This is a genomic window from Streptacidiphilus pinicola, assembly GCF_003258295.1.
GTDB lineage: Bacteria > Actinomycetota > Actinomycetes > Streptomycetales > Streptomycetaceae > Streptacidiphilus > Streptacidiphilus pinicola.
Map to the genome: position 1 here is coordinate 1 of NZ_QKYN01000101.1, position 23933 is coordinate 23933.

General features: G+C 72.8%; 24 protein-coding genes. 9 read left to right on the forward strand and 15 right to left on the reverse strand.

All coding sequences use genetic code 11. The annotated features are described in order from the left end of the window. On the reverse strand, positions 1–665 hold a 665-nt coding region (locus DN069_RS25380; RefSeq protein ID WP_111504653.1), incomplete at its 3' end, for a GOLPH3/VPS74 family protein. 168 nt (positions 666–833) lie between these two features. Here DN069_RS25380 and DN069_RS25385 point away from each other — a divergent pair. The 3 genes from DN069_RS25385 to DN069_RS25395 all read left to right on the forward strand — a co-directional run bounded on the left by DN069_RS25385 (position 834) and on the right by DN069_RS25395 (position 4255). Next, on the forward strand, positions 834–1898 hold the full coding sequence (locus DN069_RS25385; protein ID WP_111504615.1) for an LLM class flavin-dependent oxidoreductase: 1065 nt from the start codon (positions 834–836) through the stop codon (positions 1896–1898). Beyond that, a complete protein-coding gene (locus DN069_RS25390) occupies positions 1895–2794 on the forward strand; it encodes a 1-aminocyclopropane-1-carboxylate deaminase/D-cysteine desulfhydrase (RefSeq protein WP_243639697.1) in 900 nt (299 codons plus the stop codon). The genes DN069_RS25385 and DN069_RS25390 overlap by 4 nt, the downstream gene beginning before the upstream one ends. Before the next feature lie 285 nt (positions 2795–3079). Next, positions 3080–4255, forward strand: coding sequence for a chitinase (locus DN069_RS25395; protein ID WP_111504655.1), 1176 nt, complete (start codon positions 3080–3082; stop codon positions 4253–4255). A 107-nt stretch (positions 4256–4362) separates the two neighbouring features. Here the strand turns inward: DN069_RS25395 and DN069_RS25400 are convergent, their stop codons facing one another. Genes DN069_RS25400 through DN069_RS25410 form a run of 3 tightly spaced genes read right to left on the reverse strand, consistent with a single transcriptional unit; the run spans position 4363 to position 7005 of the window. Next, positions 4363–5154, reverse strand: coding sequence for an SDR family NAD(P)-dependent oxidoreductase (locus DN069_RS25400; RefSeq protein ID WP_111504619.1), 792 nt, complete (start codon positions 5152–5154; stop codon positions 4363–4365). After that, positions 5151–5363 (reverse strand): acyl-CoA carboxylase subunit epsilon, encoded by a 213-nt coding sequence (locus DN069_RS25405; protein ID WP_111504621.1) that lies wholly within the window; start codon positions 5361–5363, stop codon positions 5151–5153. Before DN069_RS25405 ends, DN069_RS25400 begins: the two co-directional genes overlap by 4 nt. 58 nt (positions 5364–5421) lie before the next feature. Then, entirely contained in the window at positions 5422–7005 is a 1584-nt protein-coding gene (locus DN069_RS25410; RefSeq protein ID WP_111504623.1) for an acyl-CoA carboxylase subunit beta, read from the reverse strand. A gap of 255 nt (positions 7006–7260) precedes the next feature. Between DN069_RS25410 and DN069_RS25415 the strand changes: the two genes are divergently transcribed. Then, positions 7261–7917 (forward strand): hypothetical protein, encoded by a 657-nt coding sequence (locus tag DN069_RS25415; RefSeq protein WP_111504625.1) that lies wholly within the window; start codon positions 7261–7263, stop codon positions 7915–7917. Positions 7918–8014: 97 nt separating this feature from the next. Here DN069_RS25415 and DN069_RS25420 read toward each other — a convergent pair whose 3' ends face one another. After that, positions 8015–9619 carry an ABC-F family ATP-binding cassette domain-containing protein gene (locus tag DN069_RS25420; RefSeq protein ID WP_111504627.1) on the reverse strand — a complete coding sequence of 535 codons (1605 nt, stop codon included), beginning with the start codon at positions 9617–9619 and terminating at the stop codon, positions 8015–8017. Between the two features lie 359 nt (positions 9620–9978). Here DN069_RS25420 and DN069_RS25425 point away from each other — a divergent pair, with 359 nt between their 5' ends. Next, complete coding sequence (locus DN069_RS25425) at positions 9979–10629, forward strand: thiol:disulfide interchange protein DsbA/DsbL (protein WP_111504629.1); 651 nt, start codon at positions 9979–9981, stop codon at positions 10627–10629. A gap of 33 nt (positions 10630–10662) precedes the next feature. On the opposite strand, the gene DN069_RS25430 is transcribed toward DN069_RS25425, so the two are convergent. Beyond that, on the reverse strand, positions 10663–12060 hold the full coding sequence (locus tag DN069_RS25430; RefSeq protein WP_133260038.1) for a hypothetical protein: 1398 nt from the start codon (positions 12058–12060) through the stop codon (positions 10663–10665). A gap of 283 nt (positions 12061–12343) precedes the next feature. On the opposite strand from DN069_RS25430, the gene DN069_RS25435 reads away from it, so the two are divergent. Continuing rightward, entirely contained in the window at positions 12344–12967 is a 624-nt protein-coding gene (locus DN069_RS25435; protein ID WP_111504633.1) for a DedA family protein, read from the forward strand. A 233-nt stretch (positions 12968–13200) separates the two neighbouring features. Here the strand turns inward: DN069_RS25435 and DN069_RS25440 are convergent, their stop codons facing one another. Genes DN069_RS25440 through DN069_RS25465 form a run of 6 tightly spaced genes read right to left on the reverse strand, consistent with a single transcriptional unit; the run spans position 13201 to position 18724 of the window. After that, positions 13201–14088: an alpha/beta fold hydrolase gene (locus DN069_RS25440; RefSeq protein ID WP_111504635.1), complete on the reverse strand. Its 888-nt coding sequence runs from the start codon at positions 14086–14088 to the stop codon at positions 13201–13203. Next, complete coding sequence (locus DN069_RS25445; RefSeq protein WP_111504637.1) at positions 14085–15155, reverse strand: branched-chain amino acid ABC transporter permease; 1071 nt, start codon at positions 15153–15155, stop codon at positions 14085–14087. The genes DN069_RS25440 and DN069_RS25445 overlap by 4 nt, the downstream gene beginning before the upstream one ends. Further along, on the reverse strand, positions 15152–16015 hold the full coding sequence (locus tag DN069_RS25450; RefSeq protein ID WP_111504639.1) for a branched-chain amino acid ABC transporter permease: 864 nt from the start codon (positions 16013–16015) through the stop codon (positions 15152–15154). The genes DN069_RS25445 and DN069_RS25450 overlap by 4 nt, the downstream gene beginning before the upstream one ends. Beyond that, positions 16015–16752 (reverse strand): ABC transporter ATP-binding protein, encoded by a 738-nt coding sequence (locus DN069_RS25455; RefSeq protein ID WP_111504641.1) that lies wholly within the window; start codon positions 16750–16752, stop codon positions 16015–16017. Before DN069_RS25455 ends, DN069_RS25450 begins: the two co-directional genes overlap by 1 nt. Continuing rightward, complete coding sequence (locus DN069_RS25460) at positions 16749–17510, reverse strand: ABC transporter ATP-binding protein (protein ID WP_165845634.1); 762 nt, start codon at positions 17508–17510, stop codon at positions 16749–16751. Before DN069_RS25460 ends, DN069_RS25455 begins: the two co-directional genes overlap by 4 nt. Positions 17511–17515: 5 nt before the next feature. After that, entirely contained in the window at positions 17516–18724 is a 1209-nt protein-coding gene (locus tag DN069_RS25465; RefSeq protein ID WP_111504657.1) for a substrate-binding domain-containing protein, read from the reverse strand. Between the two features lie 211 nt (positions 18725–18935). Between DN069_RS25465 and DN069_RS25470 the strand changes: the two genes are divergently transcribed. From DN069_RS25470 to DN069_RS25480, 3 genes are read left to right on the forward strand one after another with little or no spacing between them, the layout of a single operon-like run. After that, positions 18936–19700 (forward strand): CoA transferase subunit A, encoded by a 765-nt coding sequence (locus DN069_RS25470; protein ID WP_243639699.1) that lies wholly within the window; start codon positions 18936–18938, stop codon positions 19698–19700. 1 nt (position 19701) lies between these two features. Then, positions 19702–20328, forward strand: a complete 627-nt coding sequence (locus DN069_RS25475; RefSeq protein ID WP_111504643.1) for a 3-oxoacid CoA-transferase subunit B — start codon at positions 19702–19704, stop codon at positions 20326–20328. A gap of 41 nt (positions 20329–20369) precedes the next feature. Then, entirely contained in the window at positions 20370–21698 is a 1329-nt protein-coding gene (locus DN069_RS25480) for a family 16 glycosylhydrolase (RefSeq protein WP_165845635.1), read from the forward strand. Here DN069_RS25480 and ung read toward each other — a convergent pair. The 3 genes from ung to DN069_RS25495 form a co-directional block, all read right to left on the reverse strand. Beyond that, positions 21688–22380 (reverse strand): uracil-DNA glycosylase, encoded by a 693-nt coding sequence (gene ung, locus DN069_RS25485; protein ID WP_111504647.1) that lies wholly within the window; start codon positions 22378–22380, stop codon positions 21688–21690. The two genes, DN069_RS25480 and ung, sit on opposite strands and share 11 nt — an antisense overlap. 48 nt (positions 22381–22428) lie before the next feature. After that, the gene (locus DN069_RS25490) at positions 22429–23208 is read right to left on the reverse strand and encodes a TetR/AcrR family transcriptional regulator (RefSeq protein WP_111504649.1); all 780 of its coding nucleotides are present in this window, start codon (positions 23206–23208) and stop codon (positions 22429–22431) included. Positions 23209–23251: 43 nt separating this feature from the next. Beyond that, positions 23252–23933: class F sortase (locus tag DN069_RS25495; protein WP_207892259.1), on the reverse strand; the 682-nt coding region annotated here is incomplete at its 5' end.

The window sequence follows — 23933 nt, forward strand, 5'->3', positions numbered from 1 at the left end:
GTGCGGGCGCGGCGGATGGAGGTGGCGACCGCGGAGGAGATGGGGTCCGCGCGGGTGAGGTCGGTGAGGAGGCGGCGGGTGGGGCGGTCCGGGCGGGTGGGGTGGAGGTGGTTGGTGAGGTCGACGGTGGCGGCGAGGGTGGCCAGGGCGAGGTCGCGTGGGTTCGCCGTGGCGGGGGAGGCGAGGGCTGCGTCGATGCGGGAGACGCGGTGGGCGCGGATCGAGGGGTCGGTGAGGGTGTGGCTGGCAACGGGGATGAAGCCGAGGAGGCGGGTCTCGTCGCGGCGGACCAGGCCGGCGGTAGTGAGGGAGTCGAGGAAGGGACGCGCGCCCGGGCGGCGGCGGAGGCGGACGAGGCAGGTGGAGATGCGCGCTCCGCGCGGACCGGAGAGGCTGGGCAGCAGGGTGGTGGCCGCGGCGGCCAGGGACGGGTGGCCGAGCGGCGGGTTCCCATCGAGGTGGAGGCGCTTGTCGTCGAACCGCAGGGCGCCGGCGAAGAGGAGTTCCACGAGGACGGCGCCCGCCAGGGCGTGGGGCAGGTAGACCGGCTGCCGGATCCGTCCGTCGTCCCGGCGGGCACTGCGGGCACTGCGGGCGCAGAGGAGGAGCAGGTCCTCCGGGAGGCAGGTCGTCGCGTCTGATGGGTTGCGGAAGCCGTCGATCATGCGGGCCTCTCTCGACGTGTCTCGTCCGTGTGAGAGGTGTCACGTTCCAGGGACCGAGGCAGTTCCCCCGCACCCACGATGGGTCGGCGGTGGGAACAGCCGGGCGAGGACGGCGGTTGGCCTGAGGGAGAGCAGAGCAGAGAACCGTCACGTCCGTGGAGCCGCACGATGAGCCAGACCGTCCCCGAAGCAACCAAGGCAACAACCGCCGAGGCGCCGCTGTCGATCCTGGATCTGGCCACCGTCGGGGAGGGCTACAGCCCGTCGCAGGCGCTGGCCGCCACGACCACGCTGGCGCAACAGGCCGAGGAGTGGGGTTTCCTCCGGTTCTGGGTCGCCGAGCACCACGGGATGCCCGGGGTGGCGAGCTCCTCCCCCGCCGTGCTGCTGGCGCATCTGGGCGCGCACACGAGCCGGATCCGCCTGGGCTCCGGCGGGGTGATGCTGCCGAACCACGCGCCGCTGGTGATCGCGGAGCAGTTCGGGCTGCTGCACGCGCTGCACCCGGGACGGATCGACCTCGGGCTCGGGCGCGCGCCCGGCACGGACCAGGCGACGGCGCGGGCGCTGCGACGCGGGGCCGGGCTGGACGGGGCGGACGAGTTCCCGCAGCAGCTCAGCGAGCTGCTGCACTTCCTGGACGCGGACTTCCCGCCGGGTCACCTCTACGAGCGGCTGAAGGCCGTCCCCGGTGAGGCGAGCGCCCCTGGCAGCGGCCGGCCGCCGGTGTGGCTGCTGGGCTCCTCGGGCTTCAGCGCGCAGCTGGCCGGGCGGCTCGGGTTGCCGTTCGCGTTCGCGCACCACTTCAGCGCGGCGAACACCGTGCCCGCGCTGGACCTGTACCGGGAGTCGTTCCGCCCGTCGGAGGCGCTCTCCGAGCCGTACGCGCTGATCGGTGTCGGGGTCGTGGCGGCGGACGAGGAGCGCGAGGCACGGCGGCTGGCGGGCTCGGGGGCGCTGTCGATGCTGCGGCTGCGCACCGGCCGGCCGGGGCTGGTGCCGACGCCGGAGGAGGCGGAGGCCTACCCCTACAGCGAGTTGGAGCGGGACTTCGTCCACACCTGGGTGTCCAACGTCGTCGTCGGCGATCCGGACCAGGTGCGCGCCGGGCTGCAGGAGCTGCGGAAGCGCACGGGCGCCGACGAGTTGATGGTGACCAGCAACATCCACGGCCACGAGGCGCGGCGTCGCTCCTACGAGCTGGTGGCCAAGGCATGGGGCCTGCTGGGATGAGTCCGGAACGCGAACGCTCGTCGCCCGTCCAGGAGCTGGATGACGAGCGCGCTCGGCGCGCGGGTGTGCGGCTGCTGTTGAAGCGCGACGACCTGCTGCATCCGCCCGTCAGTGGCACCAAATGGCGGAAGCTGCAGCCGAATCTGGCGCGCGCCCGGCGCGAGGGCCACGACACCCTGCTGACCTTCGGCGGCGCGTACTCCAACCACCTGCGCGCGGCGGCGGCCGCCGGGCGGGAGGCGGGGCTTCGGACGGTGGGTGTCGTGCGCGGGGACGAGCTGCGCGGGCGGGAGTTGAACCCCGTACTGGCCCAGGCTGCCGCTGACGGCATGGAGTTGGAGTTCGTCAGCCGCGCCGCCTGGCGCACGCGGATGGATCCCGCATCGCTCGACGCGCTCCAACGGACGTACGGCCGTGCGTGGGTGGTGCCGGAGGGCGGCAGCAACGCCGAGGGGGTGGGCGGCTGCGTCGCCCTCGGCGAGGAGTTGCGCGACTGTGGAGCGCAGGTGGTGTGCTGCTCGGTCGGGACGGGTGGCATGCTCGCTGGCCTGGCGGCCGGGCTGGGGCCCGGCCAACGGGCGCTCGGCTTCGCCGCGTTGGCGCACGCCGACCTCGCTGCGGAAACCGCGGAGCTGCAGCGGCAGGCCTTCGGCGGCCCGCGCGGCGACTGGGCGCTGGACGGCTCCGCCGTGTTCGGCGGCTACGGCCGCCGCTCGCCCGAACTGGACGCGTTCCGTGTCGACTTCGAGCAGCGGCACGGCATCGCGCTCGACCCGACCTATGAGGCCAAGCTGCTGTGCGCGCTGTTCGCGCGCCTGGAGCGCGGCCTTGGGCCGGGACCGGAGGCGGGAGGGATCGCCCCGGGCATGACGGTGGCGGTGGTCGTCGCCGGTTGAGGCACGCGGGGCTCAGGAGAGGACCTCAGGAGAGGGGTGGACCTTAAGAGAAGATTGGTCTAGCCCTAGGTCTAGTCCAATCTATTGACTCGCTACCGACACGTCACCCACCCTGGACGAACCGTGGATCCGTGCGGACGCTCCCCCACTGCGCGCCCGCCGCCCTCCGCGGCTGTCCTTGTCCTCCTCCCCACAAGGAGTGTCCAGGTGTTCCGCTTGACCCCCAACCGCGTCGTCGCGACGGTCGGCGCCGCCGCGCTCGCCGCAGGCGGGCTGCTGGCGTCGATGGGCGGCAGTGCCCAGGCCAGTACCACCGCCGCACTCGGCAGCAACTGGTATGCCGCCGCGCCCTATCTGATGCCACTCGACAACAACCCGCCGAACCCGACGGACGTCATGGCGGCGACCGGTGTCAAAGCCTTCCAGCTCGCCTTCATCCTCGCCCCCAACGGCGGTGGCTGTACCCCGACCTGGGGTGGAACCTCAGCCGTGTCCAGCGACACGAGCGTGGCGGCGACCATCTCCTCGATCCGCGCGGCCGGCGGCGACGTCTCCGTCTCGATCGGCGGCTACGGCGGCACCAAGCTGGGTCAGACCTGCGCCGACCCGGCCTCGACCGCCGCCGCCTACCAGCAGGTCATCGACAAGTACGGCCTGCACGCGATGGACTTCGACCTCGAAGAGCCGGAGTACGAGAACAGCACGGCCGTCGCGAACGAGATCGGCGCCGCGCAGATCCTGCAGCGGAACAACCCGGGTCTCTACCTCTCGGTGACCACCCCGGGCACCGCTGCCGGCACCGGCTGGTTCGGCCAGCAGATGCTCAACCAGGCCAAGACGGACGGCTTCACGCCGAATAACTTCTCCATCATGCCCTTCGACGGCGGCTTCAACGGCGCTTCGAGCCAGATCTCCGCGCTGCAGGCGTTCAACACGATGCTGATGAACACCTTCGGCTGGGACAGCGCCACGGCCTACGCCCACGAGGGCATCTCGATGATGAACGGCCGCAGTGACAGCGGCGAGTTCTTCTACCAGTCGGACTTCCAGACGGTGTTGAACTTCGCAGAGACCAACCACATGGCCCGGTACACCTTCTGGTCGGTCAACCGCGACCGGCAGTGCACCCCGCCGGACAACAACGGTACGACGTCCGGGACCTGCAGCAGCGTGCCGCAGAACTCCTGGGACTTCACCAAGTACGACGTGCAGTTCGCAGGCGCGACCCCGCCCACCACCACGCCGTCGCCGAGCGCGTCCGCGTCGGCCTCCGCGAGCCCGTCGCCGACGAGCAGCAGTGGCGGCGGCACCTGCACCGCGGCGCCGTGGAACTCCGGCACCGCGTACAACGGCGGCGCCGTGGTCAGCTACAACGGCCACCAGTGGACCGCCAAGTGGTGGACCGAGGCCGACACCCCGGGCGGCGCGGCCGGGGTCTGGACCGACGACGGCCCCTGCTGATCGAACAGCTGAACCGAACGGCCTGACCGAACAGGAGGGGCGGCCCCGAGCAACGGGGCCGCCCCTCCTCGCGTGCGCGGTCAGGATCAGTGCGGTCGGGGCATTGATCAGTAGTGCGTGCCGCCGTCGATGCGGATCTCGGTGCCGGTGATGAACGAGCCGTCCACCGAGCCGAGCATGGCGACGACGCCCGCGACCGCCTCCGGGCCGGCGAAGCCGCTGCCGAGCGCCGGCAGGAGCTTCATGTACAGCGACATGTCCGCGTCCTCCGGCAGACCCGGGCCGGCGTTCTGGGTGCTGGTGCCGGAGGCGTCGGTCATGCCGGAGGAGATGGAGCCGGGCGCGACCGAGGTGAAGCGGATGCCCTGCTTGCTGTACTCGGCGGCCAGTGCGTGCGTCATGGACTGGATGCCGCCCTTGCTCGCCGCGTAGGCGGCCATGTAGGGGTGCGCGAAGCTCGCGGACGTGGAGCTGAAGTTGATCACGGCCGGGGCGTCGCCCTGCAGCAGCGCCGGCACGGCCTCGCGGATCATCAGGAAGGTGCCGGTCAGGTTGACCGCGATCACCTTGTTGAACTGCTCCAGCCTGGTCTCGTGGGTGTGCGAGGAGCGCAGGATGCCCGCCGCGTTGACCAGGACGTCCAGCCCGCCGAGGGCGTCGAGCGCGGCGGCGACGCCGGCGCGGACGGACGCCTCGTCGGCGATGTTCACCTCGACGGTGTGCAGGAGCGCCTCGGTGCCGGCGTCGGCGGCGAGCTTGCGGGTGGCGGCGAGGCCGGCCTGGTCGACGTCGGCGGCGACGACCTGGCCGCCCTCGGCGAGCACGCGCAGGACGGTGGCCTGGCCGATGCCGGAGCCTCCACCGCTGATCAGCCTCCCCGTGGACGGGCGTCCGGTCAGCGCCAGCTGACGGGGTTGCGGTAGCTGGAGACGCGCTCCAGGCGGCGCCAGCGGGCCTGCGGGTGCCGGCTGCCGTGCGCGAAGCGCGGCTGCTCGGCACGCTGGGCGGCGGCCGCGCGAGCCATCAGCACGGCGGTCAGCGCGGCGAGCTCGTCGTCGGCGAGCTCACCCTTGACGATCTGGACCATCGGCGCAGTGGCGGAGGTCATCGTTGCCTTCCTCAGTACGTGTGCGGTTCGGTTCGGTTCGGGGACTGCTTACCGCGGCTTACTGCGGCGGGTTGCCGTGCTTGCGGGCCGGGAGGTCCGCGTGCTTGGTGCGCAGCATCTGCAGCGAGCGGATCAGCACCTCGCGGGTGGCGGCGGGGTCGATCACGTCGTCGACCAGGCCGCGCTCGGCGGCGTAGTAGGGGTGCATCAGCTCGTCCTTGTACTGCTGCACCATCTCGACGCGCTTGGCCTCAGGGTCGTCGGCGGCGGCGATCTCGCGGCGGAAGATCACGTTCGCGGCGCCCTCGGCGCCCATGACCGCGATCTCGTTGGTCGGCCAGGCGAACGCGAGGTCCGCGCCGACGGACCGGGAGTCCATGACGATGTAGGCGCCGCCGTAGGCCTTGCGCAGGACGAGCGAGATGCGCGGCACGGTGGCGTTGCAGTACGCGTACAGCAGCTTGGCGCCGTGGCGGATGATGCCGCCGTGCTCCTGGTCGACGCCGGGCAGGAAGCCGGGGACGTCGAGCAGCGTGACCAGCGGGATGTTGAACGCGTCGCACAGCTGGACGAAGCGAGCGGCCTTCTCGGACGCGTGGATGTCGAGCACGCCCGCCAGCGACTGCGGCTGGTTGGCGACGATGCCGACGACCTGGCCGTCCATGCGGGTCAGCGCGCAGATGACGTTGGTGGCCCAGCGCTCGTGGATCTCCATGAACTGGCCGTCGTCGGCGAGCTCCTCGATCACCTTGCGCATGTCGTACGGGCGGTTGCCGTCCGCGGGGACCAGGTCGAGCAGGGCCTCGCAGCGGCGGTCGGCCGGGTCCTCGGTCATCTCGACCGGCGGGGTCTCCCGGTTGTTCTGCGGCAGCATCGACAGCAGGAAGCGGACCTCCTCCAGGCAGGCGCGCTCGTCGTCGTAGGCGAAGTGCGCCACGCCGGAGACCTCGGCGTGCACGTCCGCGCCGCCGAGCCCGTTCTGGGAGATCTGCTCACCGGTGACGGCCTTGACCACGTCCGGGCCGGTGATGAACATCTGCGAGGTCTCGCGGACCATGAAGACGAAGTCGGTCAGCGCCGGGCTGTAGGCCGCGCCGCCCGCGCACGGGCCGAGCATCACGGAGATCTGCGGGATCACGCCGGAGGCGCGGGTGTTGCGCTGGAAGATGCCGCCGTAGCCGGCCAGGGCGGTGACGCCCTCCTGGATACGGGCGCCGGCGCCGTCGTTCAGGGAGACCAGCGGCGCACCGGCCGCGATGGCCATGTCCATGATCTTGTGGATCTTCTGCGCGTGGGCCTCGCCCAGCGCGCCGCCGAAGATCCGGAAGTCGTGCGCGTAGACGAAGACGGTCCGGCCGTGCACGGTGCCCCAGCCGGTGATCACGCCGTCGGTGTAGGGCTTCTTGGCCTCCAGACCGAAGCCGGTGGCGCGGTGCCGACGCAGCGGCTCGACCTCGTTGAAGGAGCCCTCGTCCAGCAGCAGCTCGATGCGCTCCCGGGCGGTCAGCTTGCCCTTCGCGTGCTGCGCGGCGGTCGCCGCCTCACTCGGCCCCGCCAGCATCTGTCCACGGATCGCGTGCAGCTCGGCGACGCGGCCGTGCGCATCGCTCGTGCTCACAGGGGCTTCACGCAGGACGGTCATTGCAGAACACTCCAAGGTCGGCGCGGAACGGTCCGCCGCTGTGGCGGGGAACCAGCTCACCTTTACGACCCTACGAGGCGGACCCAGCCAGACATGGGTGCGACTCTGTACAAGACCTGAGCCCGGTTCCTGGTGAGGGTTGACAGGAGCGGTTTCCAGGAGGGGAGTGACCGGCCAGCTCGTGGCGGGCGGCATATCCCATGAAGGAGTCAAGAATTCATCCGCTCCTCACAAAGAAGCCCTAGGGTGCCCGGCATGACGACTCCCGGTCCCACCACTCCGGGCGGCCCCTCCGCCCCCACCGACCCCAGTGACGTCCCCGGCTTCGGCCCGGCCGCGCCCATGAAGCCCACGGGCGACGTGGCCGCCGACCCGAAGACGGTCTCCATGGGCGTCGCACCGAAGCAGGCCTGGTCCCCACGCCCCAACAACGTGCTCAGCCCCGAGCAGAAGGAGCTGGACGAGCTCACCGACGACGAGCTGGACGCGCTCACGCAGGACAGCGTCTCCAAGGGCGTCCTCGGCGGCGCGGCGGCGGTCGTCTCCGCGGCCCTCGGCGTCATCTCGCTGAGCGGCAGCTACCTGGGCACGGTGGTGCAGCAGCGCCAGGGCGTGATCGGCCAGATCACCTCGAAGTCCAACGCCGACCTGGTCAAGACCGAGTTCACCGACGCGTGGCACCGCGTGGCCGAGTGGAACGGCGTCTTCGCGCTGGTCGCGGTCCTGGTCGGCGCGGCGACGGTCTTCGGCGGCGCGTTCCTGTCCACGAAGGAGATCCCCTCCTGGGTCAAGGCGGTCGCCTGGGCAGGCGTGGTCCTGGGCGTGATCGGACTCTTCATCTCGGCGTCGATCTACTTCGACTGGTTCATGTCCCCCCTGAAGGCCCCGGCCACCGCCAGCACCGGCGGGTGAGACAGCAACCCCCTCAGGGGCGCGAGGCTCTGCTGATCTGCGGTCGCGCCCACGCGGCGGAGCCGCACATCAGCCGAGCCTCGCGCCCCTTTGGGCGCTACGCGCCCAACCGCACCTCCCGGTCGACACCGAGGTCGGCGAGGAAGCGCGGGTCGTGGGAGACCACGATGAGCGCGCCGCGGTAGTCGGCGAGCGCGGTGGTGAGCTGACGGATGCCTGCCAGGTCGAGGTTGTTGGTGGGTTCGTCCAGCAACAGGACCTGCGGGGCCGGCTCGGCCAGCAGCAGCGCGGCCAGGGTCGCGCGGAAGCGCTCGCCGCCCGAGAGGGTGCCGACCGGCTGGTCGGCCCGGGCGCCGCGGAAGAGGAAGCGGGCGAGCCGCGCGCGCAGCGCGTTCTCGGTCGCCTGCGGGGCGAACCGCGCCGCGTTGGCGACGATGCTCCGCTCCTCGTCGAGCACGTCGAGACGCTGCGGCAGGTACCGCAGCGGGACGGGTCGGAGCACCTCGCCCGCGACCGGCTCCAGCTCGCCGACGATGGTCCGCAGCAGCGTCGTCTTTCCGCTGCCGTTCGGGCCGACCAGCGCCACCCGCTCGGGACCGCGCAGCTCCAGTTGCACGCGCGGGCCCTCCGGGTCCGCGTACACCGGCAGCAGGTCCGTCAGGGACAACACGGTGCGGCCCGCCGGGACCTCGGTCGCCGGCAGGTCGACGCGGATCTCGTCGTCGTCCCGCACGGCGAGCTCCGCGTCGGAGAGGCGTTCGCGTGCCGCGCGGACCTTGTCCTCGTGCTCGTTGCGCAGGCGGCCCGCGGACTGCTCCGCCGACCGCTTGCGTGCGCCCATGACGATCTTCGGCTCCCGCTTGTTCTCGAACATCTTCTGCCCGTAGCGCTTGCGCCGGGCCAGCTTGACCTGGGTGTCCACCAGTTCGCGGCGCTGGCGGCGCAGATCCGCCTCCGCGACGCGGACGTCGCGCTGCGCCGCCTCCTGGGCGACGGCGAGCGCGTCCTCGTAGGTGGAGAAGTTGCCGCCGAACCAGCTCACCTCGCCGTCGCGCAGTTCGGCGACGGAGTCGACCAGGTCCAGCAGCTCGCGGTCGTGGCTGACCACGACGAGCGTGCCGCGGAACTCGGTGACGGCCCGGTAGAGCCGGTCCCGCGCGCCGGTGTCGAGGTTGTTGGTGGGTTCGTCGAGCAGCAGGACGTCCGGTCCGCGCAGCAGTTGGCCGGCCAGGCCGAGCAGCACGGCCTCGCCGCCGGACAGCTCGGCGAGCCGCCGGTCCAGGCCGAGGTGGCCGAGACCGAGCCGGTCCAGCTCGGCGAGCGCACGCTCCTCGACGTCCCACTGGTCGCCGACGGCGGCGTAGTTCTCCTCCGTCACCTCGCCGCGCTCGATGGCTTGCAGCGCGCGCCGCGGGCCGGCGATGTCGAGGGCGACGTCGACGGGCAGCGCGACGTCGAGCGGGAGACGCTGCGGCAGGTAGCCGAGGGCGCCGCGGACGCGGACGTGTCCGGCGTCCGGGGCGAGGTCCCCGGCGACCAGGCGCAGCAGGGTGGACTTGCCGCTGCCGTTGCGGCCGATCAGGCCGGTGCGGCCGACACCGACGGAGAAGTCCAGCCCTTCGAGGACGGGCGTCCCGTCGGGCCAGGCGTAGTGCAGGTCCGTCGTGACGACGGCCGGCTCGGAATGGGTGGGGTGTGACATGCAGGCTCCCGGTGGCGTTGATCATGTGATTCAGCGACACGTGGGAGACACGGGACCCGACCGGTGAGAACCAGCGACGCGCGGAGCGCGGACTGCGGCGCGGAAGGCGGGGCAGAACGCGGACGCGGAAAAGCCGCCCAGGAGGAACGAGGGCACAGCACGGCTGAGGTCGGGACGTGTCTCCGAGCTCAGCAGAGCAAGGGCCTTCTCCTTCGGGCGGCAACAGGTACGCGTTCCACGGTAGGCGAGCGCTGTGGCGGCGGCAAACGAATTACCGGGCGGGCCCCGATCGGGCGAATACCGCCCGGCGTCGCCGTGTCCCCGGCCCGGCCCGGCGGACGGCTTGTCATCGTGCCTGCATGCGCGTTCTGATCCGGCTCGCCCTTGCCGCCGCCACCTGTTCCGCCCTGCTCGGTGCCGCCGCCGTACCCGCGCCGTCCACGGCCGCCGCGCCCGCGTACTCCGAGGGGCACCAGTTCGTCCGGCTGGCCCGGTCGGTACAGACCTCGGCGCGGGAGGTCACGGAGGTGTTCTGGTACAACTGCTCGCACTCGTACCAGCTGGAGCAGCCGCTGGACGACTGGGCGGCCCGCCAGAACCCGCCCGTCACCATCCGGCGCATCCCGGCCGCCTGGCCGGACCAGCCGGTGATGATGGCCTACGCGCGGCTCTTCTACACGCTGGACAAGCTGGGTGTGGCGCAGCGTGAGGCGATCCCGGTCTTCCGCGCGGTGCGCGACGAAGGCATGGACCTCACCACCGAGCAGTCCGTGCTCGACTGGGCGGCCGACGAGGGGCTGAACCCGCAGGACGTCCGCGACGCGTACGAGTCGCAGCAGGTCCAGGACGAGACGCAGGCCGCCCCGGCGCTGCGGGACCGGTACCAGACCAACGAGATGCCGAGCGTGATCGTCGGCGGCACCTACCGGACCTCGCCGTTCATGTACTCCGAGGGCGTCAGCGGCACGGTGCCGGTGGTCGACTACCTCTACCGGCACGCGGGGCGCTGACGCCCCGTCGCGACGCCCGGCCCTCGGTCGGGCTCAGCTGTACTCCCGCAGCCGCGGGCGGACGCCGCCGAGCACCAGCAGCATCGCCACGGCCAGGCCGGCGGCGGAGATGCCCGTCCAGCCCGAGAGGTCCTCGGCCGCGGCGCCCGCGTGGCTGCTGAACGCAGCCGCGTCGGCCCCGGCCAGCGCGCCGAGGTGGATGGCGAAGTCGTAGTAGGTGAACGCCGCGTCCTGACGGCCGACGCCGGTCAGGCGCAGCGCGGCCCCGTTGACGTCACCGCCGTCGGCGAGCTGCCGCAGCCCGGCGTCGGAGCTGACGTAGGCGTCGAAGCGCTGCCGCACGACGGCGGCCGCGGGGGACGGGTCCTGGGCGAGCAGTTGCCTGACGCGCCCGGAGTCCGTCTGGAAGTCGGCCGCCAGCGCGGGCCGGTAGTCGGTGTCGACGACCCAGCGGCTCTGCCGCGCCTCGGCGTCAGCGGCGGCGACGGACGCCTGGGCGAGCCGCGCGTACGGGGTGTACCCGGTGGCGACGGCGGCGTCGACCTGGCCCGCCGCACCGGTCAGGGCGGTGGTGGCGCCGACGAGCAGCGCCGCGACGCAGGCGGTGGCGACCAGCAACGGCGGGTTGAGGACCCGGTTGTGGCGGACCATCAGGTCCCGCTGCCACCAGAGCAGCGCCAGCAGGGTCGCGACGCCGAGCGTGCCGAGCCCGACCGCGTAGGCGAGGGCGGCGTCGTGGGCGTCGGCCCGGTCGGACGCGACCTGCCGGTCCGCGGTGTCGCGCAGCGCGGCGACCTGGGGCAGCAACTGGGCCCCCAGCAGCGCGTCGGCCTGGGCGTAGTTGTCGACCGCGCCGGGCTGCGGGTGGCCGACGACCGGGTCGGCCTGCGTGCCGACGAAGTACTCCTCGGTGCCGGTCCAGGCGTCGTAGAGGTTCAGCGTGTCCAGCAGCCCCTGGACCTGCTGCGGTTCCGCGGCGGCCAGTTGGGCGAGCGCGGTCGCGGCGTCGCGCTGGTCCGCCTGCGCGGTCAGCGCCGCGAGCACGCCGTCGTCGACGAGCACGGGCGTGGCGTCCGGCGGGGCGGTCGGATCCGGGGCGGCGTAGCCCATGACCAGCGACTTGGCGCGCTGCGCGTCCAGGTCGGCCAGCGCCTGGTAGAGCTGCCCGGCCGCGGCGGCGCGGGGTTCGGAGACGCCGGACAGCCGGTGCACCCGGTCGGCGCTGTCGGCGAAGCCGAGCAGCGCGGTGACCAGCGTGGCGGCGAGCAGCAGCAGTGTGACGCCGGCCTGCGTCCGCAGGCGCAGCACCGGACCGGGCACGCGCCGCACTCTCCCGCCGCGCGCGGCGGGAGCGGTCGCACCGGGCGTGCCGGACCCGGCCGGGGGTGTCGGCGCGGCCGGGGCGGCGGGCGCCGGAAGGGTGGCGGTCATGGTGACGACCCTAGGAATCGGGAGCGTCGCCGGACTGACACGAAGTCAGCCGCGGGATGAACGCGGCGTCACGAAGCCATAGCGGAGGGTCCCGCTCTGGAAGCGGAGCGTGTTCCCAGCGTTTTCGCAGGTAAGAAGGGAGTGAGCCACGACACGTGGGGGTGGTGTTCGATGGCATGATGCACCGGCTAGCGTTTGTCGTCGACCAGGGAGGGCGCAGCCCGGAGTGGTGGGCCGGTAGGGACGCGGACGACGGAACAGGAACAGGCACGGTGCAGAGGGCGTGAACGTGGTGCTCGGCTACCTGGAGACGTCGTGGTTCTACCTGCTGGCGCTGCTGGCGGTCTTCTCCGACGCCTTCCTCCCCTTCGTCCCCAGCGCGTCGATCGTGGTCGCGGCGGTGCTGGAGTCGCGTGAGTCACACGCTCCCCTGCCGATCCTGATCTCGGGCGTGGCCGGGGCCTCCTTCGCCGCGGATCTGGTACTCCTGCATCTCGGCCGCCGGGGCGGCGCGCGGGCGCGCCGCTGGATCGGCCGCCGTGCGGGCACGATCGAGGCGGCCGCGACGGTCCTCTCCGCGCTCCAGCGCAAGCCCGGCCGGACGGTCGTGATCGCCCGCTTCGTACCGGGCGGACGCAGCGTCCTCGACCTGGCCGTCGGCACGGCGGCGTCACCGCCGCGCCACTTCATCCGCTGGTCCGCGGTGTCCGCGGCGGTCTGGTCGCTCTACGTCATCGGCGTGGGGTGGCTGAACGAGAACGCCTTCAACACGTTCTGGCTGAGCCTCGCGGTCTCCTTCGCCGCGACCACGACGATCAGCGCCTTCGTCGCCCGCAAGGTCGCGCGCCAACGCGCGCGCAACCGCGCGGCGGCGGTAGCCGCGGAGACCCTGGCCGAAGCGGCGTAGCCGCCAGGGGCCCGGGGAACTGCGCGAGAAGCCCACCCGAGACGGATGGCCCTGTCCGCTCGGGATCTTGCTGCCCCGGGTGGCGTGTCGCGCGGTTCCTCGCGCCCCTGGACAGTGCAACCGATCGCGCCCAAGCGGCGGAGCCGCAAATCGGCACAGCCTCGCGCCCCTGGATAGAGCAACGGGCTGCGAGAGCGTCCGTGACCGGTCGCGCCCAAGCGGCGGAGCCGCAACTAAAGGATCAGCGCGTCGGCGATCCGTCCTGCGGGGCCTGGCGCCGTGAGGATCGAGTAGTGGTTGGTGTTCGGGATCACCTCGAAGGGGAGGCGGAGGGTGTCGACGCCCGCCGCGGCGACGCGGGAGGCGTCGAGGAGGGGCTGGGGTTCGTTGAGGAGGCCGCGTTCCGCGAGGAGGAGGCGGGACGGGGTGGGGAGCTTGTGGACCGCGCCCAGGTGGTCGGGGTCGAAGACGCCGAGGCCGTCCGTGCGGACCGCGTCGAGGACGCAGGAGGAGCGCAGCGCCGTCTCCTCCCCCACCAGGTCGCGCTGGAGGTACGCGTCGACCGCGTCGGACCACAGGCCGCCGCCCACCGCGGGGTGGGCCTGCCAGAACGCGCGGTAGGCCTGCCGGGAGGCGAACGTCATCGACAGCCGCTGCATCGCGGGGCCGAGGACGGCGGTGAGCAGGGCGTCGCCGTCCAGGCCGGGAGGCGGGGGGAAGCCGACGCCGCCGTCGATCAGCAGGACGGAGGAGAACAGCTCCGGGTACCGGACCGCCGTGACCGTGGAGACGTAGGCGCCCATCGAATGGCCCGTCAGCACCACGGGGCCGCCCGCCCCGAGGGCGTGGACGACCGCCGCGGCGTCGTCGGCGTGGTGACCGATGCCCCACGGGCCGCGTATGCCCGCGCTCGCGGCCCGGCCGCGGAGATCGGGGGCGAGCAGGGTGGCACGGCCGTCCAGGGCCTCGGCGACGGCGCCCCACGCGAGGCCGTTGGCGGTGATGCCGTGGAGCGCGAGCACCACGGGCGCGTCGGGCGAGGCGGCGGGCCAGCGCAGGACGGCGAGGTCGCCGCCCTCGACCGGGACGGACCGCTCCTCGAACGGCGGAACAGCACTCATGCCTGGACTCCCCTCGGAACGGACCTCGACACCGTGCGGGCCCGCACGCGGGCCGGCAGGCCGGCGACGCCGCCCGGGAGCGCGTAGACGACGATCACGAACAGCACCCCCAGCAGGAACAGCGGCTGCGACAACGGCACCCGCAGGACGGACGGCAGGCCGGCGATCGTCCCGGAGCCGGCCAGGCTCGCGAGTCGATGCTGGGCCCAGGTGTACAGCACGCCACCGACAAGCGGGCCCCAACGGGTCCCGGACCCGCCCAGCACCACCATGACCAGCAGCGACAGGGTGAAGTCGGAGGTCGTCGTCTGCGGCGTGGCCCCGCCGGTGAGCAGCAGGTAGACCACGCCGCCGAGCGCGGCCAGGGTGCCCGCGAGCACGAAGGCGACCAGCTTGAACCCGTAGGGGCGCAGGCCCAGCACCTCCACCCGGCGCTCGTTCTCGCGGATTCCCTCCCAGACGCGGCCGATCGGCGAGCGCACCGTCCACCGCACGGAGACCAACGTCACGACGAGGTAGGCGAGCGCGATCCAGTACAGGTTGGCGGTGTGCTGGATGCCGACGAGCGAGCCCGGCAGGCCGGTCGCGGCCAGCCCCTCCTCGCCGCCGGTCACGCCGCCCGGGTCGCGCTGGACCAGGATCGAGCCGGCCTGGGCGAAGGCGAGGGTGACCATGGCGAAGCCGATGCCGGTCATCCGCAGGCTCACCGAGCCGAGCAGCGTGGCCAGCACGACGCCCGACAGCAGCCCGAGGCCCGCCGCGGGCCAGAAGCCCAGACCGGCCTGGGTGAGCATCAGGTCCGTCGCGTACGTCCCGGCGGCGAAGTAGAGGGCGTGCCCGAACGAGAGCAGGCCGGTGCGGCCGAGCAGCAGGTCGTAGCCGGTGGCGAGGGCCCCGAACACCAGGCAGAGCGCCAGCAGTTGCAGGCTGCCGGGGCTGCCGATCGGGCCGTCCAGCAGGCCGGGCAGCGGCAGCGCGCTGTACGGGAGCAGGACCAGCACGACCAGGGCCGGGACGGGCCACCAACGCCGCAGCAGGCTTGCCACATTGACGGCAGGGACGTTCACGCGAGCCTCCCGGTCAGGCCGCTCGGCCGCACCAGCAGCAGCGCGGCGAGCATGACGACCACGGACAGGTCGCCCAGTCCCGCGGTGCTGTAGTAGTTGGCGAACTGCTGGACCAGCCCGACCACGACGCAGGCGACGGCCGCGCCGCTGACGGAGCCGAGACCGCCCATCACCACGACGACGAAGCCGAAGATCAGCAGTGAACCGCCCTGGGTCGGGTCGACGGAGCCGAAGTAGAGCCCGGCGAGGCCGCCCGCGAGGGCCGCGGCCGCGCCGCCGATGGCGAAGACGAGCGTGAAGGCCCGGCGCACGTCGATGCCGAGGGCGGTCACCATGGCCCGGTCCTCCACCCCGGCCCGCACGACGAGCCCATGGCGGGTCCGGCCGAGGAAGAGCCTGAGCGCGAGCAGCACCACGAGCGCGGCACCGATCAGCACCAGGCGGTTGACCGGCACGGACGCGCCGAGCAGTGTGAACGTCCCGGCCAGCGCGCCCGGCACGGGGAAGGTGCGGGCGTCGGCTCCCCAGATCGCGGAGAGCAGCGCCGGTACGGCGAGCCCCACGCCGACGGTGGCCAGCACCTGTTCGCGCGGGCGCCGGTACAGCGGCCGGATCAGGCCGAGTTCGAGCGCGACGGAGGCCAACGTGCCGACGGCGGTGCCGAAGAGCAGCGCGAGCGGATAGCCGAAGGAGTGGCTCGCCGCCCACCAGGTGGCGTAGGCGCCGACGGAGAGCAGCGCGCCGTGGGCGAAGTTGAGCACGTCCATCAGGCCGAAGATGAGCGAGAGCCCGGAGGCGACCAGGAAGTAGAGCGCGCCGAGCCCGAGTCCGGTGATGCAGAGCAGCACGACGGTGGACATCAGCGGTCCCCTCCCGGTCCTGTCGCGGCGTCCGCGCGGCGGCCGACGCCGAGCAGGGTGCGGGACTTCTCGGCGTCCGCGAGCAACTCGGCGGCGGGGCCCGCGTGAGCGGTGCGGCCGTCGGCCACGACGACGCAGTGGCCGGCCAACCGCCGCACCAGGGCCAGGTTCTGCTCGACGAGCAGGATCGGCACGGCTTGCGCGGCGCGTTCGAGCGCGACGGCCACCTCGGTGACGACGCGCGGGGCGAGACCCTTGGTGGGCTCGTCCGCGATGATCAGACGGTTGCTGCGGTTCAGCAGGGTGCGGCCGATGGCGACCATCTGCTGCTGCCCGCCCGAGAGCGTCCCGGCGGCCTGCCGGGCGCGCTGCCGGAGTTCCGGAAAGAGCTCGTGGACCAGGTCGTAGGCGGGGTCGGCGTCTCGCTCGGCGAGCCGCAGGTTCTCCGCGACGGTCAGCGCGGCGAAGACGCCGCGGTCCTCCGGGACGTAGCCGATGCCGCGCCGCACGAGTTGATGCGTCGTCATGCCGACGGTCTCGTGCCCGTCGTAGCGGACGGAGCCCGAGCGCGGCACCAGCCCGAGGATGCCGCGGACCGTCGTGGTCTTGCCCGCGCCGTTGCGACCGAGCAGGGCGGTGACTCCGGCCGGGGCCACGTCGAGGTCGACGCCGTGCAGGATGTGCCGACCGCCGACGACGACCTTGAGCTCCCGCACGCTGAGCAGTGGTGCGCTCACAGCTCCTCCCCCAGGTAAGCGAGTTGGACGGTCTCGTCGGCCATGACGGTGTCCGGCACGTCGAGTGCCAGCAGCGTGCCGTGGTGCATGACGGCCAGGCGGTCGGCCAGGCCCAGCAGGACGTCCATGTGGTGCTCCACCATCATCACGGTGCGGCCCTCGTCGCGGTGCAACGAGCGGATCAGCTCGGTGAGGGCGGGCACCTCCTCGGCGCTGACGCCGGCCATCGGCTCGTCCAGCAGCATCACCCGGGGATCGCCGACCAGCAGCACGGCGAGCTCCAACTTCCGTTTCTCGCCGTGCGAGAGGGAGCCGGCGAGCGCCTCGGCGCGGCCGGTGAGGCCGGTGCGCTCCAGCGTCGCCGTCACCTCGGCGGTGAACGGACGCGCACGGCGCCACAGCTGGAACGACCCGCCCTGCGCCGCCTGCGCGGCGAGCCGGACATGGTCGGCCACCGTCATGCCGGGCCAGAGGCTGGAGGTCTGGAAGGTGCGGCCGAGCCCGCGCCGGGCGCGGGCGTGCGGGGCGAGCCGGGTGATGTCCGCACCGTCGAGCGCGATACTGCCGCGACTGACCGGATTCAGGCCGCTGACCAGGTTGAACAGCGAGGTCTTGCCCGCCCCGTTGGGGCCGATGAAGGCGAGGAACTCGCCCTCGCGGACCTCCAGCGAGACGTCGTCGAGGATCACCGCGCCGCCGACGCTCCAGCCCACGTCCGTGAGCTGGAGCACCGGCGGCGCCGGGCGGGCGGCCGTCACGGCGCTCAGCCCGCCATCGGCTTGACCGGCGGGGCGACCTGGTCCGAGGTCAGGGAGGCCAGCAGCCTGGGCTGCGCGGCGGCGCCGGAGCCCGTCAACGTGGCCTGGAACATCGGCTGCAGCAGGGCGTGGTCGGCGGCGCGGACCTGCTCCTGCCCCTTGGGCCCGGCGAAGGACCAGCCCTCCAGCGCCTTGACCATGGCGCCGGTGTCGCTGTCGGACGCCTCGAGCGCGTGCACGACCATCTGTGCGGCGGTGAACCCGTCCGGCGAGAACAGGTCCGGCGTCCCGCCGGCCTGCTTGATGCCGTTCAGCATGGCCGTCTCCACCGGGTTGTTCCCGCCCGCGCCCGGGAAGTAGTGCGCCAGGAACGACACCTTGCTGCCCGCGCTGCCGAAGACCGGGTACGAGGCGGTCCCGGCCAGGCCGGTGACGACCTTCGTCGAGCCCAGCACGCCCTGCTGGTCCAGCGCCGTCCACAGCGCGGAGGCGGTGGCCCCGGCCCAGGCGACGTAGACCAGGTCGGGCTTGGCGGACTTCACCTGCTGCGCGAACGGCGTCAGATCGGTCGCGCTCGGCGGCGCCAGCACCTGCGAGACGCTCGCCCCCTTCGGCCCCAACACGGCCTTGACGGCCGCGACGTTGGCCTGCCCGAACGCGCTGTCCTGCGCCAGCACGAGCACCTTCTTGCCGCTGGGGTCACCCACGAAGGAGCCGGCGGCGGCGATGTCCTGGTAGCTCTCCCGGCCGGAGCGGAAGGTGTACTTGTTCGCGCCGGTCAGCGCGTCGGTCGCGGCGGGGCCGGCGATGTAGAGGATCTGGTTCTGCGCGGCGAGCGGCGCGAGCTGCAGGCCGATGCCGGAGTCGGTGGTGCCGGCCAGCACCTTGACGCCCTGGCCGATCAGGTCCTTCGCATCGGCGACGGCGGTCGCCGGGTCGCCGGTGTCGTCCTGCTCGACGACGTCGATCCGATGCCCGTTCACCGTGCCGGTGCCGTGGGTGGCGTAGCCGAGGCCGGCCTGGAAGCCCTGCTCGTACTGCTTGCCGTAGGCGGCCAGCAGGCCGGTCCGGGAGTACAGCAGGCCCACCTTGACCGGCGCGGAGCCGCTCCCTCCCGACGGTGCGGTTCCGGCCGTCCCGGCGGAGGCACATCCCGCGGCGAGCAGGGCAGTGGCCGCGACGACGGCGAGCGCGCCGACGGTACGTCTTTGCATGTCACAGTCGGCCGGGCGGGACGGGCGGTTGACGGTCATGGCTGCGGCTCCTCTGACGGGGTGGATGCCGGAACCGTAGGAGGGTGCGCGCGACGGTGATATGTGAGCGACCGCCGCAAGCCCTGCGGGAAGCATGTGGGCGACCGACATGGCCGCCGATCGCGGCCGCTGGCGATGGTTGAGCCATCCCTCGCCGGAACTGGAGCCCCCCGTGGACAAGGTCATCCCCTCCCCTGCCGACGCCGTCGCGGACATCCCTGACGGCGCCTCACTCGCCGTCGGCGGGTTCGGGCTGTGCGGGATCCCGTCGACGCTCATCGCCGCGCTGGTCGCGTCCGGCGTCGGCGGCCTGCGGGTCGCGTCGAACAACTGCGGGGTGGACGACTGGGGACTGGGCCTGCTGCTGCGCGAAGGCCGGATCAGCCGGATGACCTCCTCCTACGTCGGCGAGAACAAGGAGTTCGCCCGGCAGTACCTGAGCGGTGAGCTGGAGGTCGAGCTGGTGCCGCAGGGGACGCTCGCCGAGCGGCTGCGCGCGGGCGGCTGCGGGATCCCCGCGTTCTACACGCCGGCCGGTGTCGGCACGCAGGTCGAGGAGGGCGGCCTGCCCTGGCGCTACGGCCGGGACGGCGAGGTCCTCCTCGCCTCGCCGCCCAAGGAGGTGCGCCGCTTCGGCGGCCGGGACCACCTGCTGGAGGAGGCGATCACCGCCGACTTCGCCCTCGTGCGCGCCGCCGTCGCGGACCGGCACGGGAACCTGGTGTTCCACGCCGCCGCGCGCAACTTCAACCCGCTGGCGGCCATGGCCGGGCGGGTGACCGTCGTCGAGGCGGAACGCATCGTCGAGCCCGGCGAGTTGGCGCCCGACGCGATCCACCTCGCCGGCATCCACGTGGACCGCGTCGTCCTCGTCACCGACCCGGACGACAAGCGCGTCGAGCGCCGCACCACCGTTCCCGCCGCCCAGGAGATCTGAGATGCCCCTCACCCGCGACCAGCTCGCCGCCCGCGCCGCCGCCGAACTGCGCGACGGACAGTACGTCAATCTCGGTATCGGGCTGCCCACCCTCGTGCCGAACCACCTCCCGCCGGAGGTCGGCGTGGTGCTGCACTCCGAGAACGGCATCCTGGGCACCGGGCCCTACCCCGTCACCGGGACCGAGCATCCGGATCTGATCAACGCCGGCAAGGAGACGGTCACGGTGCTGGACGGGGCGTCGTACTTCGACTCCGCCGCGTCGTTCGGGATGGTCCGCTCGGGCCGGGTGGACGTGACGATCCTGGGGGCGATGCAGGTCTCGGCCGAGGGCGACCTGGCCAACTGGATGATCCCCGGCAGGATGGTCAAGGGGATGGGCGGCGCGATGGACCTGGTCCACGGCGCGCGACGGGTCGTGGTGGTGATGGAGCACACCGCCAAGGACGGCAGCCCCAAGCTGCTGCGCCGGTGCACGCTGCCGCTGACCGGCCGCCGCGTGGTGCACCGCGTCATCACCGACCTGGCCGTGTTCGACGTGACCGCTGAGGGCCTGCGGCTCGTCGAGCTCACGCCGGGGGTCACCGTCGAGGAGCTGCGCGAGGTGACGGATGCCACGTTCAGCTGAAAATCGGTCAGACAATTTCTGACTGGTACATGCTGGGCGTTGTGATCATAAAGTCCCCACGTCTGTTGATCCTGACCGTCGTCCTCGCCGTGCTGGCGGCGGGGGCGGTCGGCTTCGCCCTGCTGCACGGCTCGTCGTCCGTGCCCCCGGCCAAGTCCGACGACGCCGCGACGGTTGCACCGCCCGGCTGGTCCACCGTCTGGCGTGACGACTTCACCGGCCCGGACGGCGCGCCACCGAACCCTGCGGACTGGGTCGTCGACACCGGCACCGGCTATCCGGGCGGTCCGCAGAACTGGGGCACGGGCGAGGTCGAGCGCTACACCGCAGATCCGGCCAACCTGCGCCAGGACGGGCACGGCCACCTGCTGATCACGCCGCAGCGCGACGCCTCCGGGCAGTGGACCTCGGCGCGCATCGAGACCAGGCGGACGGACTTCCGCCCGGCGCCGGGCTCCGAGCTGCGGATCGAGGCCCGGCTGCAGCTGCCGCAGGTCAGCGCCGCTCAGGCGGCCGGCTACTGGCCGGCGTTCTGGGCGCTCGGCGCGGGCGAGCGCACCGATCCCAGCGCCTGGCCGGGGATCGGCGAGTTCGACATCCTCGAGAACGTCGACGGCAACGACACCGTGTACGGCACCCTGCACTGCGGAGTCGCCCAGGGCGGCCCGTGCCGTGAGACGACGGGCCTGGGCGGCACCACGCCGTGCGCGGCGGGCGCGTGCCACAGCGGCTTCCACACCTACGCGTTGGAGTGGGACCGCAGCGGCCCGGTCGAGGAACTGCGCTGGTATCTGGACGGCGCCGAGTACTGGACGGTCAAGGCCACCGACGTCACGCCCGAGGCCTGGAAGGCGGCGACCACGGCCGGGGACTTCCTGCTGCTCAACGTCGCCGTCGGCGGCCAGTTCCCGGACGCGCTGGCCCAGGGCGTCACCACCCCGACGGCGGCGACCCGGCCGGGCGCGCCGATGGTCGTCGACGACGTGGCCGTGCTGCAGCGCGGCGGCGGCGCCGGCGGCGCGACGGCCGCGAGCCCGTCGGCGACGGCCGCCGTCGCCTCGCTGCCCATGCTGGCCGGCAACGGGGACACCGCCGAGCTGCCCGGCTACGACCTCGGCTCCGGACCGACGCCCGCGACGACCGTCACCGTCGGCTACCAGGCTTCCGCCGCAGCCAGGTTGGAGCTGCGGGCGGACACGCCGAACAGCCCGACCATCGGCGCCGTCGACCTGCCCGCCGGAGAGAACCGGGTGACGGCCGCGCTGCAACTGCCGACCAAGGGGGTGCACAACCTGTACCTCACCCTGGTCTCCCCTCAGGACGGTGCCGCGACGACCGTCACCCTGACAGCCCTGCGGTTCAGTCGCTGAGCTGCCAGTTGACCGGCGTCTGGCCGAAGTCGGCCAGCGCCTTGTCGATCTGCGAGAAGGGCTTGGAGCCGAGGAAGTAGCGCGCCGACAGCGGCGACGGGTGCCCGCTCTGGACCACCACATGCCGGGAGGTGTCGATCAGCGGGAGCTTCTTCTTGGCGTAGCCGCCCCACAGCACGAAGACCACCGGCTCCGGGCGGGCGCTGACGGCCTTGATGACGGCGTCGGTGAACTTCTCCCAGCCCTTGCCCGCGTGCGAGCCGGCCTCGTGCGCACGGACCGTCAGCACCGCGTTGAGCAGCAGCACGCCCTGGTCGGCCCACTCCTCCAGGTTGCCGTGCTTGGGCGCGGTGAGGCCGAGGTCGGTGCCCAGCTCCTTGTAGATGTTGCGCAGCGACGGCGGCACCTTGACGCCCCGGCGGACGGAGAAGCACATGCCGTGCGCCTGGTTGTCGTCGTGGTACGGGTCCTGACCGAGCAGCAGCACCTTCACCCGGTCCAGCGGGGTGTGCTCCAGCGCGGCGAAGACCTCGCCCGTGGGCGGGAAGACCTGGCCTGCGGCCCGCTCGGCGGCGACGTACTCGGCGAGCTCGTGGAAGTACGGCTGCTCCACCTCGCTCTGGAGCGCCGCGCGCCACGACTCGGGCAGCACGAACTCGTCGGTGGGAGCGATGTTGGTCATGCGGGATCCTCCGGGCGTAGCCCTGCTGGCTGACGTTGACGCATCGGGCTAACGCGTCGTGGAAACGCTATCGCCCGTCACTGACACGTCGCTTCGCCGTCCGGCGCGGGCGCGCTGCATCCGCGCCAGATCCACGGCGATGCCGTCCAGCACCCGGTCCAGGCCCGACGCGAAGACCTGGTCCGGGTCCGGGTAGTCGTCCGCGTCGTGGATGAACGCCGCCAGCAGCGGGTGCCGGCCCTCCGCCACCACGCCCGCGAGGTAGGGGCCGAGGGCCCGGCGGTACTCGTCCTCGGTCACGCCGGTGCGGCGGATCGTCTCCGCCTCGGCGATCTCGCTCATCACGAAGCCGCGCACGTACGCCATCACCGTCCAGCCGAGCCGGGCCATCGCGTCGATGCCGATGCCCTGGCCGTCCATCGCCCCGAGCATCCGCTCGGTGTTGTCGAGCACGTTGGGCCCGAGCGGCGGACGGGACGCGGAGACGCCGAGCACCCAGGGGTGCCGCAGCACCAAGGCCCGGTAGCGCAGCGCGATGCCGCGCAGCTCCGGGCGCCAGTCGGCGCCGCGGGGCGGGCGTTCGCCCTCGCCCATCACGTGGTCGATCATCAGGTCGAGCAGGTCGTCCTTGGTCTCGACGTAGCGGTAGAGCGACATGGTGCCCACGCCCAGCTCGGAGGCGATGCGCCGCATCGACACCGACTCCAGCCCGTCCGCGTCCGCGAGCGCGACGGCGGCCTCGACCACGGACTCCACGCTCAGGGACGGCTGGGGGCCCCGTCCGGCACTGCGGGTCCGGGCCCACACGGGCGTACGGGCTTCCGCCAAGACGGCCTCCTCGAAGCAGATGCGTACATTGTACGCACTCCACTCAGTGGACGCCGCTCAGGTGGGCGAAGAGCACCACGTTACCGGTGTACTCGCGCCGCGCCCGGTCGAAGGCTCCCCCGCAGGTGACCACGCGCAACTGCGCGCCGGGGCTCGGTCCGTAGACCTGCGCGGTGGGGAACGCGGCCTTCGGGTACTCGCGCACCCGGTCCACGGTGAAGACGGCGGTCCGGCCGTCCAGCCGCGCCACGTCCACCTCGGCGCCGGTCCGCACCGCCGCGAGGTTCCAGAACACCGCCGGCCCGGTCGTGGTGTCCACATGCCCGACCACGACCGCCGTTCCGGCCTCTCCGGGCGACGCGGAGTCACGGAGCCAGCCCGCGGTCCGCGGCAGCGAGAACGGCGGCAGCTCAGCCGCCCCCTTCCCGTCCATCCCGAGCCCCAGCAGGGGCGCGTTGAGCTGCACGGAGGGAATCGCGAGCGTCAACGGCGTCGACCTCGGCAGCGGCGCCGGCCCGATGCCCGCCGCGGGGGCCGGCGCCCCCGCCGCCCGCGCGGGCAGCACCGCGTCCGAACCGGAGCCACCACGCGCCACGCCCGCGGCGCTCGCGACTCCCTGGTGCGCCCGGTCCACCCCGTACAGCACCCCACCGAACGCCACCGCGAGCAGCCCGACGGACACCCCACCCAACACCCGCCACCGCCGTCCCCGGGGGGCGGTGGCG